This is a genomic window from Kitasatospora sp. NPDC096147, from assembly GCF_044763225.1.
Lineage (GTDB): Bacteria > Actinomycetota > Actinomycetes > Streptomycetales > Streptomycetaceae > Kitasatospora.
On the sequence record NZ_JBIWFX010000001.1, the window covers coordinates 232,155 to 246,391 of the forward strand.

At 72.5% G+C, this 14,237-nt stretch carries 11 protein-coding genes; 3 read left to right on the forward strand and 8 right to left on the reverse strand.

The window, feature by feature from the left end; translation table 11 throughout:
* Window positions 1-53: 53 nt before the first annotated feature.
* A complete protein-coding gene (locus ACIRBX_RS00905; protein WP_402292937.1) occupies window positions 54-485 on the reverse strand; it encodes a VOC family protein in 432 nt (143 codons plus the stop codon).
* 277 nt (window positions 486-762) lie between these two features.
* Here ACIRBX_RS00905 and ACIRBX_RS00910 point away from each other — a divergent pair, with 277 nt between their 5' ends.
* Both ACIRBX_RS00910 and ACIRBX_RS00915 read left to right on the forward strand, forming a co-directional pair.
* Entirely contained in the window at window positions 763-2,028 is a 1,266-nt protein-coding gene (locus ACIRBX_RS00910) for a family 16 glycosylhydrolase (protein WP_402292938.1), read from the forward strand.
* A gap of 101 nt (window positions 2,029-2,129) precedes the next feature.
* Window positions 2,130-3,824, forward strand: a complete 1,695-nt coding sequence (locus tag ACIRBX_RS00915; RefSeq protein ID WP_402292939.1) for a beta-1,3-glucanase family protein — start codon at window positions 2,130-2,132, stop codon at window positions 3,822-3,824.
* A 115-nt stretch (window positions 3,825-3,939) separates the two neighbouring features.
* Here ACIRBX_RS00915 and ACIRBX_RS00920 read toward each other — a convergent pair whose 3' ends face one another.
* The 5 genes from ACIRBX_RS00920 to ACIRBX_RS00940 all read right to left on the reverse strand — a co-directional run bounded on the left by ACIRBX_RS00920 (window position 3,940) and on the right by ACIRBX_RS00940 (window position 10,169).
* Window positions 3,940-5,352, reverse strand: coding sequence for a cellulose binding domain-containing protein (locus ACIRBX_RS00920; RefSeq protein WP_402293872.1), 1,413 nt, complete (start codon window positions 5,350-5,352; stop codon window positions 3,940-3,942).
* Between the two features lie 75 nt (window positions 5,353-5,427).
* The gene (locus ACIRBX_RS00925) at window positions 5,428-6,975 is read right to left on the reverse strand and encodes a beta-N-acetylhexosaminidase (protein ID WP_402292940.1); all 1,548 of its coding nucleotides are present in this window, start codon (window positions 6,973-6,975) and stop codon (window positions 5,428-5,430) included.
* 41 nt (window positions 6,976-7,016) lie between these two features.
* Window positions 7,017-7,766 carry a carbohydrate ABC transporter permease gene (locus tag ACIRBX_RS00930; RefSeq protein ID WP_402293873.1) on the reverse strand — a complete coding sequence of 250 codons (750 nt, stop codon included), beginning with the start codon at window positions 7,764-7,766 and terminating at the stop codon, window positions 7,017-7,019.
* 92 nt (window positions 7,767-7,858) lie between these two features.
* Window positions 7,859-8,830, reverse strand: coding sequence for a carbohydrate ABC transporter permease (locus tag ACIRBX_RS00935; RefSeq protein WP_402292941.1), 972 nt, complete (start codon window positions 8,828-8,830; stop codon window positions 7,859-7,861).
* 34 nt (window positions 8,831-8,864) lie between these two features.
* Complete coding sequence (locus ACIRBX_RS00940; RefSeq protein ID WP_402292942.1) at window positions 8,865-10,169, reverse strand: extracellular solute-binding protein; 1,305 nt, start codon at window positions 10,167-10,169, stop codon at window positions 8,865-8,867.
* 313 nt (window positions 10,170-10,482) lie between these two features.
* Between ACIRBX_RS00940 and ACIRBX_RS00945 the strand changes: the two genes are divergently transcribed.
* Window positions 10,483-11,346 (forward strand): GntR family transcriptional regulator, encoded by an 864-nt coding sequence (locus ACIRBX_RS00945; RefSeq protein ID WP_402292943.1) that lies wholly within the window; start codon window positions 10,483-10,485, stop codon window positions 11,344-11,346.
* A gap of 269 nt (window positions 11,347-11,615) precedes the next feature.
* On the opposite strand, the gene ACIRBX_RS00950 is transcribed toward ACIRBX_RS00945, so the two are convergent.
* Together ACIRBX_RS00950 and ACIRBX_RS00955 are read right to left on the reverse strand one after the other, a co-directional pair.
* On the reverse strand, window positions 11,616-12,563 hold the full coding sequence (locus ACIRBX_RS00950) for a hypothetical protein (protein ID WP_402292944.1): 948 nt from the start codon (window positions 12,561-12,563) through the stop codon (window positions 11,616-11,618).
* 118 nt (window positions 12,564-12,681) lie between these two features.
* Window positions 12,682-13,737: a methyltransferase domain-containing protein gene (locus ACIRBX_RS00955; protein ID WP_402292945.1), complete on the reverse strand. Its 1,056-nt coding sequence runs from the start codon at window positions 13,735-13,737 to the stop codon at window positions 12,682-12,684.
* Window positions 13,738-14,237: the final 500 nt, after the last annotated feature.

Sequence of the window (14,237 nt, forward strand, 5' to 3'; positions counted from 1 at the left end):
GGTGGCACCGAGACCCGGTGCCACCCGCCCCGCGTGCTCAGCGTTCTGCGGGCTCAGCGCTCCGACAGCTCCGAGGGCGCCTCCTGCACCGTCCAGCCGTTGCCGTCCGGGTCGGTGAAGGACATGAACGAGTTCCACTCGCCCCCCTTGCCCTCGGCCCAGCCGGTCTCGCCGAGGTGCTGCACCGGGCCGACCGCCACCCCGGCCGCGACCAGCGCGGCGTGTGCCGCCTCGATGTCGGTGACGCAGAACTGCACGCCCTGCAAGGTGCCGGGAGCCATCGCACCCGAGCCGGGGGCGCCGGGCATCCCCGACATCATCACGATCGAACAGCGCGATCCCGGCGGGGTCAGCTGGATGATCCGCACCCCGGGCGCGACCTCGCTGTCCAGGTCGACGGTGAAGCCGATCTTCTCGGCGTAGAACTCCTTGGCCCGGTCCAGGTCGGTGACCGGGACGGGGACGACCTCGAGGGTCCAGTTCACGGCGGTTCTCCTTGCTCGCGCGGGTGGTTGGGCCCACCGTGCCGCAGACCGCACACGGAACGCACGGCGCAACGCCGGACCACGGCACAAGAAAGCGCTCTCAAAGCCACAGAAGCCCCCACTCCCACGCGCCATCTGACGGACTTTCACAGGATGGCAGGTCAGAGCCCTGCTCCTGACGTTGCCATGACGACTCCCCCTCCGTACCATTCAGGCGAACACGGCAAGGCCACGTCTTTTCAGAGAGCGCTCTCACCCCCACAGAGAGGTGCCATCCATGGCTGCCACACTCCGCAGGCACCGCCGGCTGCTCGGCGTCCTGCTGCCCGCCCTCGCCGCCGTCCTCACGCTGGCCGGCCCCACCGCCGCCCGCACCGAGCCGGCCCCCGCCACCGTCGCACCCGCCGCCGCTGCCGCCGTCACCACCTGGGCGGACGAGTTCAACGGCCCCTCCGGCGCCGGGCCCGATCCGGCCAAGTGGACGACGGAGACCGGTGGTTCGGGCTACGGGAACCACGAGCTCCAGTACTACACGGCCGGCAACGCCAACGCCGCCCAGGACGGCCAGGGCAATCTGGTGATCACCGCCCGGCGCAACACCAACACCAACCTCGGCTGCTGGTACGGCACGTGCCAGTACACCTCGGCCCGGCTGAACACCGCACAGACCTTCACCCAGGCGTACGGCCACTTCGAGTCCCGGATCAAGATCCCGCGCGGCCAGGGCATCTGGCCCGCCTTCTGGATGCTCGGCAACGACCTCGGCTCGGTGGGCTGGCCCAACAGCGGCGAGATCGACATCATGGAGAACATCGGCCGCGAGCCCTCCACCGTGCACGGCACCCTGCACGGCCCGGGCTACTCCGGCGCCGGCGGCCTCGGCTCCGCCTACACACTGCCGAACGGTCAGGTCTTCGCCGACGCCTTCCACGTCTTCGCGGTCGACTGGAGCCCGAACTCCATCACCTGGTCGGTGGACGGCCACGCCTACGCCACCCGCACCCCGGCCGACACCAACGGCAACCGCTGGGCCTTCGACCACCCGTTCTTCCTGATCCTCAACCTCGCGGTCGGCGGCGACTGGCCGGGCAGCCCGGACGGCTCCTCCACCTACCCGCAGACCATGACGGTCGACTACGTCCGCGCCTCCACCTCCGCCACCGGCCCCACCCGGACCGGGCAGATCTCCGGCATCGGCGGCATGTGCGTGGACGTGGCCGGCGCCTCCAACGCCGACCGCACCCCGATCCAGCTGCACAACTGCACCGGCAACGCGGCGCAGCAGTGGACCACCGGCGACGGCACCGTCCGCGCGCTCGGCAAGTGCCTGGACGTGAACGCCTCCAACAGCGCCGACGGCACCGCGATCCAGCTCTACACCTGCAACGGCACCGGCGCCCAGCAGTGGAGCATCAACGGCGACGGCACCCTCCGGGCCCTCGGCAAGTGCCTGGACGCGGCGGGCGGTTCCTCCGCCGACGGCACCCGGCTGATCCTCTGGACCTGCAACGGCGGCGCCAACCAGCGCTGGACCCTCGGCTGACCCACCCCCTCCCCCTCCCGCTCCTCCGCTCCGCCTCTTCTTCGCAGCGTCCACCCTCCGCCCTCTTCCCACCCCCACGCGAAGAACGGACACCCCCACCCATGACGCACCGTCACCACCGCCCGCCGCTCTCCCGGCGCGGCGTGCTCACCGCCGCAGGGGCGGCCCTGGCCGTCCCCGCCCTCGGCGGCCTGCTGCGGGCCACCGCCTCCTCCGCCAACGCCGCCACCACCCCCACCCTGGCGCTGGACCTGGCCAACACCACCGGCAGCAACACCGTCTACGCCTACGTGGTCGGCCGCGACCCCTCGGCCGGCGGCAGCTGGGCCTTCCTGCGCTCGGACGGCGTCTCCCTCTACCGGCCGCCGAACCCGCCCGCCAACCAGACCCCGCTCGGCGTGGACTGCGCCATCGCGCTGAACGGCTCCGGCGCCGGGCCGCGCCGGGTCACCCTGCCGCGCCTGGACAGCGGACGGATCTACTTCTCGGTCGGCGCCAAGCTGACCTTCCTGATGAACACGGGCGGCGGCCTGGCCCTGCCCTCGGTCTCCAACCCGAGCGACCCGAACATCGACGTCCGGCACGACTTCTGCGAATTCACCTACAACGCGGACCAGTTGTACGCCAACATCACCTTCGTCGACATGGTCGGCCTGCCCATCTCGTTCCGCCTGGAGACCGGCCAGGGCACCCAGACGGTGGCCGGCCTGCCCACCGACGGCCTGGCCCGGGTGGCCGCCTCGCTCCGCTCGCAGTCCGCCGCCGACGGCAGCGACTGGAGCCGCCTGGTGGTCAACCGCAACGGCGCCGACCTGCGGGTGCTCAGCCCCAACCTGGCCATCCGGGGAAACACCTCGCTCTTCGCCGGGTACTTCGACGCCTACGTGGACCAGGTCTGGAGCAAGTACCGCTCCACCGACCTGCGGATCGACACCCAGTACACCTGGGGCACCGTCACCGGCCGGGTCTCCGGCGAGACCCTGACCTTCCCGGGGGTCGGCTCCTTCGGCCGCCCGTCCACCCTGTCGATCTTCTCCTGCAGCGACGCGCCGTTCACCACCGGCAACGACCTGATGGGCAATCTGAGCGCCCGGCTGGCCGCCGCGTTCAACCGCACCACCCTGCTGGACAACGCGCTCCAGCCGACCAACGAGAACCCGGCCGCCTTCTACACCAAGCCCCGCACCAACCACTACGCCCGGATCCTGCACACCACCACGGCCGACCGGCTCGGCTACGCCTTCCCCTACGACGACGTGCACCCGGCCGGCACCGACTTCGAGGGCAAGGTGCAGTCGGGCGACCCGCGCCTGTTCACCATCACCGTCGGCGGCTCCACCAGCGGGCCCAACCCCTCGCCCAGCCCGACCCCGACCGCCACCGGAGGCACCGTCAGCGCCTTCTCGACCGTCCAGGCCGAGGCGTTCCGGGCACAGAACGGCGCCCAGGTGGAGGCCTGTTCGGACACCGGGGGCGGCTCCGACGTCGGCTGGCTGGCCAACGGCGACTGGCTCCGCTACAGCCTGGACTTCGGCTCCGCCGGAGCCACCCGCTTCTCGGCCCGGGTCGCCTCCGGCGCCGCCGCCGGGGTCAGCGGCCTGGTCCAGGTCCGGCTCGGCAGCCCGACCGCCGCCCCGGTCGGCAGCTTTGCCCTGGCCAACACCGGCGGCTGGCAGGCGTGGCGCACCGTCCCGGCCGACATCACCCGGACCACCGGGGTCCGGGACGTCTACCTGACCTTCGACAGCGGGCAGCCCGCCGACTTCGTCAACCTCAACTGGTTCAGCTTCGCCTGACACCCCCTCAGCGGGACGTCCCGCCCTTCGCTCGGGGCGGGGCGGGGCGTCCTCCCCCGGAACGGGCACTGCCCGCCCCGGCCGTGGTCGGCCGGAGCGGGCAGGCAGGCGGTCGTCAGCTGCCGGGGACCGTGTCGGTGAAGGTGGTGCCGGCCGCGCGGTAGCCGGCGATCTTCGCGGTGACCTGGGCCGGGGTGAGCACCTGGTCCTTGACGAAGTAGACGTAGTCGACCTGCTGGTCGTAGGAGCGCGGGGTGCTGCTGGTCTGGCCGTTCAGGTCGATCAGCCAGTGGTTGAAGTCGATCCACTGCGGCGTCTCGGGCAGGTACGGCTCGCCGTGCTGGGCGAACGGCTGGCCGTCGATGTAGTAGGTGATGCTGGTGTTGTCGACCGTCAACTGCAGGTCGTGCCAGCCGTTGTAGGACTGCCGCGCCTCGCCGTGGGCGTTCACCGCGTTCCACGGGTCCGGGTTGTAGGTCTCCCAGGAGGTGGTGTACATGATGTTGCCCTGCTCGCCCCAGCCGCCGTTGGGCAGGTACTCGAAGTCCTGCTCGCTGTAGTTCGGGTCCATCGGGGCGTTCAGCGGCGTGAAGGTGAAGAAGGTCTGGTTGACGTGGTCGCCGTCCGGACCGCTGACCGGGGTGTCGCTGAACTTGACCCGGGCGGCGTACGTGCCGTTCTTGAACTTCCGTGCCGTGGTCTGGAGTTCGGTCTCCCTCGTACCGGCCGCGGTCCCGTCGGTGGTCAGCCTCAGGTTCATGATGCTGTTGCCGCCGGAGGACTGGAAGGTGATGTCCTGCGGCGACCAGGTGGCGCCGGGGACACCGGGGCCGCCCTGACCGGACTTGACGGTCCAGCCGTGCTGCTGGACGGCCGGCTCGGTGCTCGACCCGTAGTTGAAGTCGTCGAACAGCGCGGGCGCGTTGGGGTCGGTCGGGGGCTGGGTGGTGGGCGGCGGCGTGGTGGGCGGCGTGGTCGGCGGAGCGGTCGGGTCGTTGCCGGCCGGGGCGGTGCCCCAGACCACGGCGCCGCCGCGCTGCACGGTGACCTTCGGCGCGTCCGCCAGGGTGGTCTGCGCACCGTTGAAGGAGTAGTCGTCGGACTGGGTGAGGGTCTGCCAGTCCGCGCGGTAGAAGCGCAGCTGGATGTCCCCGGTGCTCTGGCCGGGGGCCAGCGAGCCGGCGCCGGCCGTGAAGCCGATCTCCAGGTAACGGTCCGCCGTGGCGGTCGGGTTGGCGAGGGTACCGAAGGTGCCGGTGATGTTGCCGCAGCCCTTCACCGCCCAGGAGCAGGCGAAGCGGTAGCTGACGTTCGGGCCGTCCGCCTTGAAGTAGTACCGCAGCGTCACCCCGCTCAGCGGCACCGTGGTGGTGCCGGTGTTGGTGAGCGTCAGCCACGGCTCGGACTGGTCGGCGGTGGCACCGGTCGCACTGGTGCGGTACTGGGCGGAGAGCGAGTCCGTCGCGGCCGAGGCCGGGACGGCGACGAGCGCGGCGCCGGCCAGACCGGCGGCGACGCAGACGGCCATCGCCGTCCGGACGCGGGCGGGGATGCGGAGTCCTGTGGACACGGGAGTTCCTTCGATGTGGGGGGAGTGGGGGGACTACTGCGGGACGGAACTGCGGGTGGTGCGGTTGATCCCCAGCGCGTGCAGGCGGGGCCCGTGGTCGCGCAGGGCGGGCAGGAAGTCGGTGGTCCAGTCGCTGGACGGGTTCCACGCGCGGTCGGCCAGCGCGCAGAGCCGGGGGAAGGTGAGGTAGTCGGCCTGCTCCGGCGTGACCACGAACTCGCTCCACAGCTGCGCCTGGGTGCCCAGCACCCGGGCCCGCTCGGCGGCCGTCCAGTGCTCCGGCGTGGGCTCGTTGTCGTGCACGGCGCGCAGGTCGACGACCGCGTCGGCCTGCCCGAGCGGTTCGTCCGGCGCGTCGGACTGCGGGTAGTCGAGGTAGGTGGAGCGGTGCGGGGCCATCACCACGTCGTGGCCCCGGCGGGCCGCGTCGAGCCCGTGCTCGCCGTCCCGCCAGGCCATCACGGTGAACTCGGGCGGCAGCGCCGAGTCCCCGCCCTCCGCCCAGGCGAGCGGGCGCCGGCCCCGCTCCAGCAGGTGGCGGCCGATCCGGCCGAGGAACCAGCCGTGCAGCTGCGCCGGTGCGGCCAGGCCGAGTTCGGCGGCCCGGCGCCGGGCGGCCGGGCTCCGCTCCCACTCCGTGGTCGGGCACTCGTCGCCGCCGACGTGGACGTACGGGGAGGGGAAGACCTCCAGCACCTCGTCGAGCACGGTGCGGCAGAAGTCGAAGACCTCCTCGTGCACGCCGAGGATGGTGTCGCACACCCCCCACTCGGTCCACACGTCCAGCCGGCGCCCGGGCACGTTCCCCAGGTGGGGGTAGGCGGCGAGGGCCGCCCGGGTGTGGCCCGGCATCTCGATCTCGGGCATCACGGTGACCCCGCGGTCGGCCGCGTACCGCACCAGGGTGCGCAGCTCCCCGACCGTGTAGGAGCCGCCGTGCGGCCGGTCGTCGAAGCGCTCGCTGCCGGCCTGCCCGAGCATCGACCTGGCCCGGCGGCCACCGACCTCGGTGAGCAGCGGGTACGCGGCGCTGGGCATCCGCCAGCCCTGGTCGTCCGTCAGGTGCAGGTGCAGGACGTTCAGCTTGTGGAAGGCCAGCAGGTCGACGGTGCGCAGCAGGAACGGCAGCGGCTGGAAGTGCCGGGCCACGTCGAGCATCGCGCCGCGCCAGCCGAACCTCGGTACGTCGGTGAGCTCCAGGCAGGGGATCCGCCAGGCGGTGCCGCGCACCGGGTGGTCCAGCAGGGCTTCGGACGGCAGGAGTTGACGCAGGGTTTGGATGCCGTGCAGCAGACCGGCCTGGCGGGCGGCGCGCAGCCGGACGGCGTCGGGGGTGACGGTGAGGTGGTAGCCCTCGTCGCCGAGGACGGCCCGGTCGGACGGGGTGAGGCTGAGCTCCACCACGTCGGTGGCGGTGCCGGAGGCGGCCGGGGCGAGCGGCAGGCCGGTGGCGGGGGCCAGCAGGGTGCGCAGCAGGTCCGCCGCGTTCAGGACTCCGCCCGAGGCCCGCACGGTGGTGGCCGGGCCGAGGGTGAAGGCCCCGGGGGCGCGGACGAGCAGGCCGGGCTTCGGGATGATCACGGTGGGGGTTCTCTCCAGGAGGCGGTGGGGGCGGGGCGTGGTCAGCCCTTGACGGCGCCGGCGGTCATTCCGGAGGTGACCTTGTTCTGGAGCACGAGGAAGACCAGCAGCACGGGGAGCATGAAGAGCGAGGAGGCGGCCATCGTGGCGCCCCAGTCGGTGCCGAAGACGTTGGCGAAGGAGGAGAGCCAGACCGGCAGGGTCCGGGCGTCCTGGTTCTTGATGATCAGGGTGTTGGCGAAGGCGAACTCGTTCCAGGCCGTGATGAAGCCGAACAGCGAGGTGGAGAGCAGCCCCGGGGCGAGCAGCGGCAGCGTCACCCGGCGGAACGCACCGGCCCGGCTGCACCCGTCCACCTGGGCGGACTCCTCCAGCTCCACCGGGATGGCGGCCAGGAACCCGCGCAGCGTCACGATGGTGAACGGCAGGGTGGTCATGAAGTAGACCAGGGTGAGCATCGACAGGCTGTCCAGCAGGTCGGTGTCCCGGGCGATCACGTACATCGGGATCAGCAGCGCCTCCCAGGGCGCCATCTGGGCGATGAAGACCATCAGGATGAAGGCCCGGCGGCCCCGCCAGCGCATCCGTCCGACGGCGAACGCCGCGAGCAGCGCAACCACCAGGGACATCAGCACGGCGGCGGCGGTGACCAGCAGGCTGTTGCGCCAGAAGGTGCCGAATCCGGCGGCCCGGACGGCGGTGCGGAAGTGGTCGAGCGTGGGGTGCAGCGGGAGGAACGAGGGGGTGTCGGCCTGGATGTCGGCGGTGGGCTTGAGGGCGGTGATCGCCATCCAGTACACCGGGAAGACCGAGACCGCGAGGACGGCCAGCGCGGCGGCGTTGAGCGGGATGCGCCGCAGGGCGTGACGGATGGTCAGGGCGGTCACAGCGCCTCTCCTTCCTGACGGAACATCCGGCGCAGGTTGAACACCAGGGCCCCGGCGAGGATCAGCACGGTGAGGGTGGAGACGGCCGAGCCGAGGTCGTACTTGTGCAGGGACTGGGCGATCTGGAACGCGTACACCGGGAGCGTGGTGGTGGCGTCGCCCGGGCCGCCCTGGCTGATCACCCAGATCTGGGCGAAGCACTTGAAGGTCCAGATCACCTCGAGCGAGGTGACCAGGGCGAACAACGGCCGCAGCACGGGGAAGGTGACCAGGCGGAAGGTCTGCCAGGCTCCGGCGCCGTCGAGGCGGGCCGCCTCGTACAGCTCGGCGGGGATGGTGGTGAGGCCGCCGTACAGGGTGAGGGCGGCGAACGGGACGGACTGCCAGACCACCAGGGCGACCAGGATGGCGAAGGTCGAGCCGCTGTGCGCGAACCAGGCGTAGTCCCGGAACGAGCTGAAGCCGAGCTGGTCAAGTGTCCAGTTGACCACTCCGAACCGGGACTGGAACAGCCACTGGAAGATCGTGGTGGCGGCGATCACCGGCGTCGCCCAGGTGAGTACCAGGGCGCTCATCACCGCGAACCGCATCCGGCGGCCCAACCGGGCCAGCATCAGGGCGATCAGGGCGCCGAACAGCATGATCAGCGCGGTGTTGAGGGCCGTCCACCCCACGGTGCGGCGGACCACCGTCCAGAACTCCGGATCGGACAGCACCTGGCGGTAGTTGGCGAAGCCGACCGAGCCGGCCCCGCCGTGGATGAGCTCGGCCATCCTGAAGTGCTGGAAGGACATCAGGACGTTCCGGGCCAGCGGGTAGAGCAGCAGGAACGCCGTGCCCACCAGCGTCGGTGCGATCAACAGGTACGGCCAGGCCGTGGCGAGCCGGCTGCGCCCCGTGGGGCGGCGGGCCGGCGGTGGTGCCGTGGGGGCGGTCGGCCGGGGGACGGCCTCGGGTGCGGTGAGCACGGCGTGCGACTCCCGTCTGGGGTGCGGTCGGGGGTCAGTGCGAGCTGTTGAGCGCCTTGGTGACGGCGGCCGAAGCGGTCTTGCCGGCCACCGCGGGGTCGGCGCCGGTGAGCACCTGGGTCATGTACTGCTTGATCGGGTTGTTGGCCTCGACCGCCGCCCAGTTGGGCGAGTTGGGGGTGGCGTGGCCGTTGACGGCGCCGGCGGCCATCGCCGAGGCGCCCTCGTTGCCGGCCAGCACGCCCGCCAGCGAGGTCCGGTTCGGGACGTAGCTCATCTCCTTGGCCATGTCCGTCTGCCACTTCTCGCCGGCCAGCGCCTTGACCACCTCGTAGGCGCCGGCCTGGTGGCGGGACGACTCGGGGATGACCAGGTCGGAGCCGCCGGTGAAGACCGCACCGGGCTTGGCCGCGGTCTTGCCGGGGATCGGGAAGAAGCCGAGCTTGTCCTTCAGCGCCGGGTTGGCCTTGACGATCGCGGCCGCGCCGCCGGGGGTCGAGATGAGCTGCGCGGTCTTGCCCTTGGCGAACACCTCGGCCTGCAGCGGCTTGGCCTCGTCGGCGTCCTTGGGGCCGCTGCCGAGGGCCTGGAGCTGCTGGTAGAAGGCCATGCCGGCCTTGGCCTCCGGGGTGTCCAGCGAGCCGGCCCACTTCCCGTCGGCGCCCTTGACCGCCAGGTCGCCGCCCTCGTCCCAGACGAAGCCGGCCAGCGCGTACCAGGTCTGGCCGCTGAGGTAGATGCCGTCGTTGCCACCGGAGTTGAGCTTGGTGGTGGTGGCGATCCACTCCTCCCGGGTCTTCGGCGGGGTGGTGATGCCGGCCTGCGCGAAGAGGTCCTTGTGGTAGATCACCACCCGGTTCGCCGCGTACCACGGGATGCCGTACTGCTTGCCGTCGATCTTGCCCGGCTCGGCCAGGCCCGGGATCCAGTCGCCGCCCTGGAGGTCGGCGGTCCGGTCGGTCAGGTCCTTCACCCCGCCGCTGGCCGCGTACTGGGCGACCTGGGTGTTGCCGACCTCGATGACGTCGGGGGCGTCCTTGCTGGCCAGCGCGCTGGTGATCTTCTGGCCGATGCCGTCCCACTCCTGGATCTGGACCTTCAGGGTGGTGCCCGGGTGGGTGCTCTCGAAGTCGGCCTCGAAGCGCTGGAGGAAGCCGTCGGTGACGCTGTCCCGCATGATCCAGACGGTCAGCTCGGACGGCGCACCGGCCGAGTCCCCGCCGCCCGCGTCGGCGGAGGAGCCGCACGCGGAGAGGGCGGACAGTGCCAGGACGGCGGCCGAGGCACGGAGCGCGGCGGTGGGGCGGGAGCCGGAGGGGGAGGACGCGGGGGATCTCACGGGGAACGTCACCTCGAATGGGAGCTACGGAACTTACCAGTTGCCGACTGGACCGGCACTGGTAAGAGAAGTTCGCAGATACCAGTAGGTGCGTCAAGGCCCCTGCACCCCAAGAAATTTGACTCCCCGTCCCGAAGTCGGGGCTCACTGGTAAGACGCTGGTCACGAACGGACCGCGCCACAGCTGGCCGGCAACCGGCCGGACCGCGCCGGTGAACGGGGCCCCGGCGGTGCTCCTGGGGCAGCTGGCCAACTGGTCAACATCTGGCTAGTCTCGGCTGGACACGTCCGACCGCACGAAGGGGGAGCAGGCATGGGCGGCGAGGACCCCGGTCCCGTTCTCAAGCGCACCCGCGTCCGCGAGTACCTCAGGAACCTCGTGGAGTCCCACGCCCCCGGTGACCCGATCCCCTCCGAGCGCACCCTGTGCGAGCAGTTGAGGGTCTCCCGCCCCACCCTGCGCGCCGCCGTGGACGAACTCGTCACCAGCGGCCTGATCGTGCGCGAGCACGGCCGCGGCATGTTCGTCGCCCCCGCGAAGATCACCCAGGAACTCGCGATGGCCGAGGACGCCGGTGCCTTCGCCCTCCCCCGGGCCGCCGGCGTCTGGGCCAGCCGGGTGCTGGAGTTCTCGGTGGTCCAGGCCGGTGCCCGGGTCGGCCGGAAGCTGCACCTCTCCCCCGCCGCCGACATCGCCTACATCGCCCGGCTGCGCCTGGTGGACGGCGAGCCGATGGCCATCGAGTACCTGCACGTGCCGGCCTCGCTGGTACCGGGCCTCAGCCCCGCCGACATGGAGAGCGGAGACTTCTACGAGCTGCTCCGCGACCAGCACGGCGTCCGGGTGCACCAGGCCGTCCAGTCCATCGAACCCACCGTCACCAGCGACCGGGAGGCCCGGCTGCTCGACGTGCCGGTGCTCTCGCCCGCCCTGCTCTTCGAGCGCCTGACCACCGACCGGACGGGCCGGCCCGTCGAGTACGTCCACTCGCTCTACCGGGGCGACCGCTACCGCATCGTCTCCCAGATCTCCCTCGCCGGCCCGGACGGCCCCACCCCCGCGACGGCGCCGGACGCCTCCCGGCACCACCCGGGCATCCCGCCCGGCGACCTGACGAGCGGCCTGGGCGGCCTGACCGTCACCGTCGGCGCCTCCAGCCGGCCGTCCGCCGGCTAGGGCGTCTGCTCCGGATCACCGTGCCGGCCGGGGACGGCGGCGAGGCGGCTGACCGGGTCGGAGTCCGGCGAGGTCGACGGTGGCGGTCTCGTCGTGGCGGATGGCAAAGCCGCGCCACTGCTCGGGTCTGCTGACGCACCGTTCGACGGTGGTGCGGCGCTCATGCGGTGACACGGTAGTGGCCGATGGGTCCGCCGAGGCGTGTGCGGTGGGCGACCCCGTCTGCGGTCTGACGGTCCGTCGGCCGGACGCCCGACGGGCCGGGCGGCTCAGCCGCAGTGGCTCCAGCCGCTGGTCCAGCTGGCGCCCTGGTAGGAGCCGCCCCACTGGACGCAGGTGTCCGGAGCCCGCTTGGTCACCGGACCGGCGTACGAGGCGAAGGAGCCCGGGTTGCTACCCGAGGCTCCGCCCTTGACGGCCAGCGTGGCGTTCATCGGCACCGGGCCGGCCGGCTTGTTCACCACCGTGGTCACGCAGTTGTCGCCGGTCGCCGCCTTGTACATCAGGTAGATGGTGGCGCCGCCGAGGCTGTGCGAGTCGATCACGTTGAACCCGCTGCCGCAGATCTGCGCCGGGGTGTACGACTTGCCGGGCGTGGGCGTGGTCTGCGGCGGCGTGCCGGTGGTCGGGGTCGGCTGGGGCTGACCGGCCGTCGGCTGGGGCGCGGACGGGGCCGGCGGCGCGGGCGGCTGGGGAACCGACGGTGCGGCCGTGCCGGGCTGTGGTGCCGCGCCGGTCCCGGGCTGGGTGGGCTGGCCGGCCGGGCGGGAGGAGGTCGCCGAGGCCGGGCCGCTCGTCCGGGCGGACGGCGTGGCGGTGGCCGGCGCCCCGGTGGCGGACGGGGTGGCCCCCGGCGTGCCCGAGGGCTCCGCCACGGCCGTCGGCGCCCCGGACGGCAGTGACGACCCGGGCGGTCCCGGCTCCGCCATGGCACCCGACGGGGCGTCACTCCCGTCCGCCGCCGATCCGGTGTCCTCCCCGGCGGCCACCGCACGCCCGCCGCCCGTCCCGGCGTGCTTCCCGCCGGGCAGCGCCAGTGCCACCATCCCACCGACCGCGGCGGTGGCGACCACGCCGACCGCCACCGCACGGATCTGCCGACGGCGGCGGCGCTGCTCCTCGTGACGGTCGGCCATCGCCTGCCAGTCGGGCTCGGCGGTGGTGGTCACCACCGGCTCACCGATGCCGCTCGGCCAGGGTCCCCGTTGCTCCGTCATGGGCCGAAATAATAGAACACCCGTCAGTTGCCGCAGCTCGCGGGCCCTTTGGAGAGCCTGTGCGGACCTGGTGAAGCCGCTGCCCGCAGCCTCCCGGTGATCCGTCAGCGGGGCGTCCTCAGGCGAGTTCGTTCGGCCAGCGCGGTCCGCTCTCGGGGTCGTTCGCCCAGACGTACTGCCGGTGCGGGGTGACCGTCATGCCGTAGTCGTACAGCATCGGACTCCCGTACAGCTCCCACCGCTCCCAGGCTTCGGCGACCTCCTGGACGAGCCGCCTCGGTCCGCCCTGGCGGGACTCCTTCCCCAGCACGGCCCACGACCGTTCGTTGTCGTGCAGCCGCACCTCACCCCCGGCGTCCACCGCGATCCGGAGGTCCGGAAGCGCCACCCGCAGCGCGAACCGCAGGTGCCAGTCCCGGCCGAGCGGCTCCGGATCGTACGGGAGGACCGCCGCCGCCCCGGGCTGCCCGCGCCGCACCGCGTCGAAGTCCCGCTCCGCGTCCGGGGATTCGGTCCGCGAGGCCATGAACTGGGCCAGCCCCTGCACCCACCCCGTGGCCGAGCCGTGGTCCTCGGCGACGGTCAGCGCGAGGTGCCCGAGGCGGCCCCAGGGGGTGACGATCCGTCCGCCCGGGCGGCACTGCTCCACCCAGGCCCAGGGCACCCGCCCCACCGCATAGGTGGCGATCACCCGGTCGAACGGCGCAGCGTCCGGCGCTCCGGCCGTCCCGTCCCCCACCCGGACCTCCACCCGGCGGCCGGCCAGCCGTCGGCGCGCGGCGGCGGCGATCCCCGCGTCCCATTCGACGCTCACCACCCGCCCCGGGCCGACCCGCTCGGCGGTCAGCGCCGCGTTCCACCCCGTGCCGGTGCCCAACTCCAGGACCCGGTGACCCGGTTCGAGCAGTGCCGAATCGAGCATGTCCACCACCACGGCCTGGCAGGACAGGCTGGAGCTGGGCAGCCCACCGGTCACCTGGGTCACCGCCGCCGCGTTCGGGTCCCCGTACACCAGATCCGTCCACCCCGGCCCGTCCACCCCGGCCTCGACCGGCCGGTACTCCCGCCCGTCCCACCGGTACAGCACCTCGGGCGCGTACTCCGCCCGGGGCACCGCCGCCACCGCCGCCCGGACCCACGGCGACCGCTCGGGCCAGGCACCGGCCCGCTCCATCCGCGCGTCCAGCGACGCCTGTGCCCCACCCGGACCGACCGTCACCACGTGCGCGGGCCCTACTTCTTGTGCTTGCCGTCACCCGGGGGCGGGGGCGGTACCTGCCCGTCCGAATTCCCGGGCGGCGGCGTGCCCTTCCCGGGGTCGACCGGTGCCTTCTCGTGCTTTCCGTCACCCATGATTTCTCCCCCACTCCGTCCACCAACCACCCGCTGCGGCCGGGGCCTTCATCATGCCGGGCGGACGGGTCGCACGGTAGGGCGCACAGGGGTGGACCGGGCTCCGCCGGATTGACGGACAACCCGATCGAGTGAGCGGACCCTTTCATTCCCCCCACCGCGCCGCATTCCCCACCAGCACGCCGGGTCGGAATTCGGCGCCGGGGCGCACGGAGCTCGGACAGGCGTGAGCCCCACCGGGAGGGAGTCGTAGGCGGCGACGACGTCGGAGGCCCTCCGCACCGGCGGCCCGAGCAGCACGAAGGACTCCACCCCGGAGCC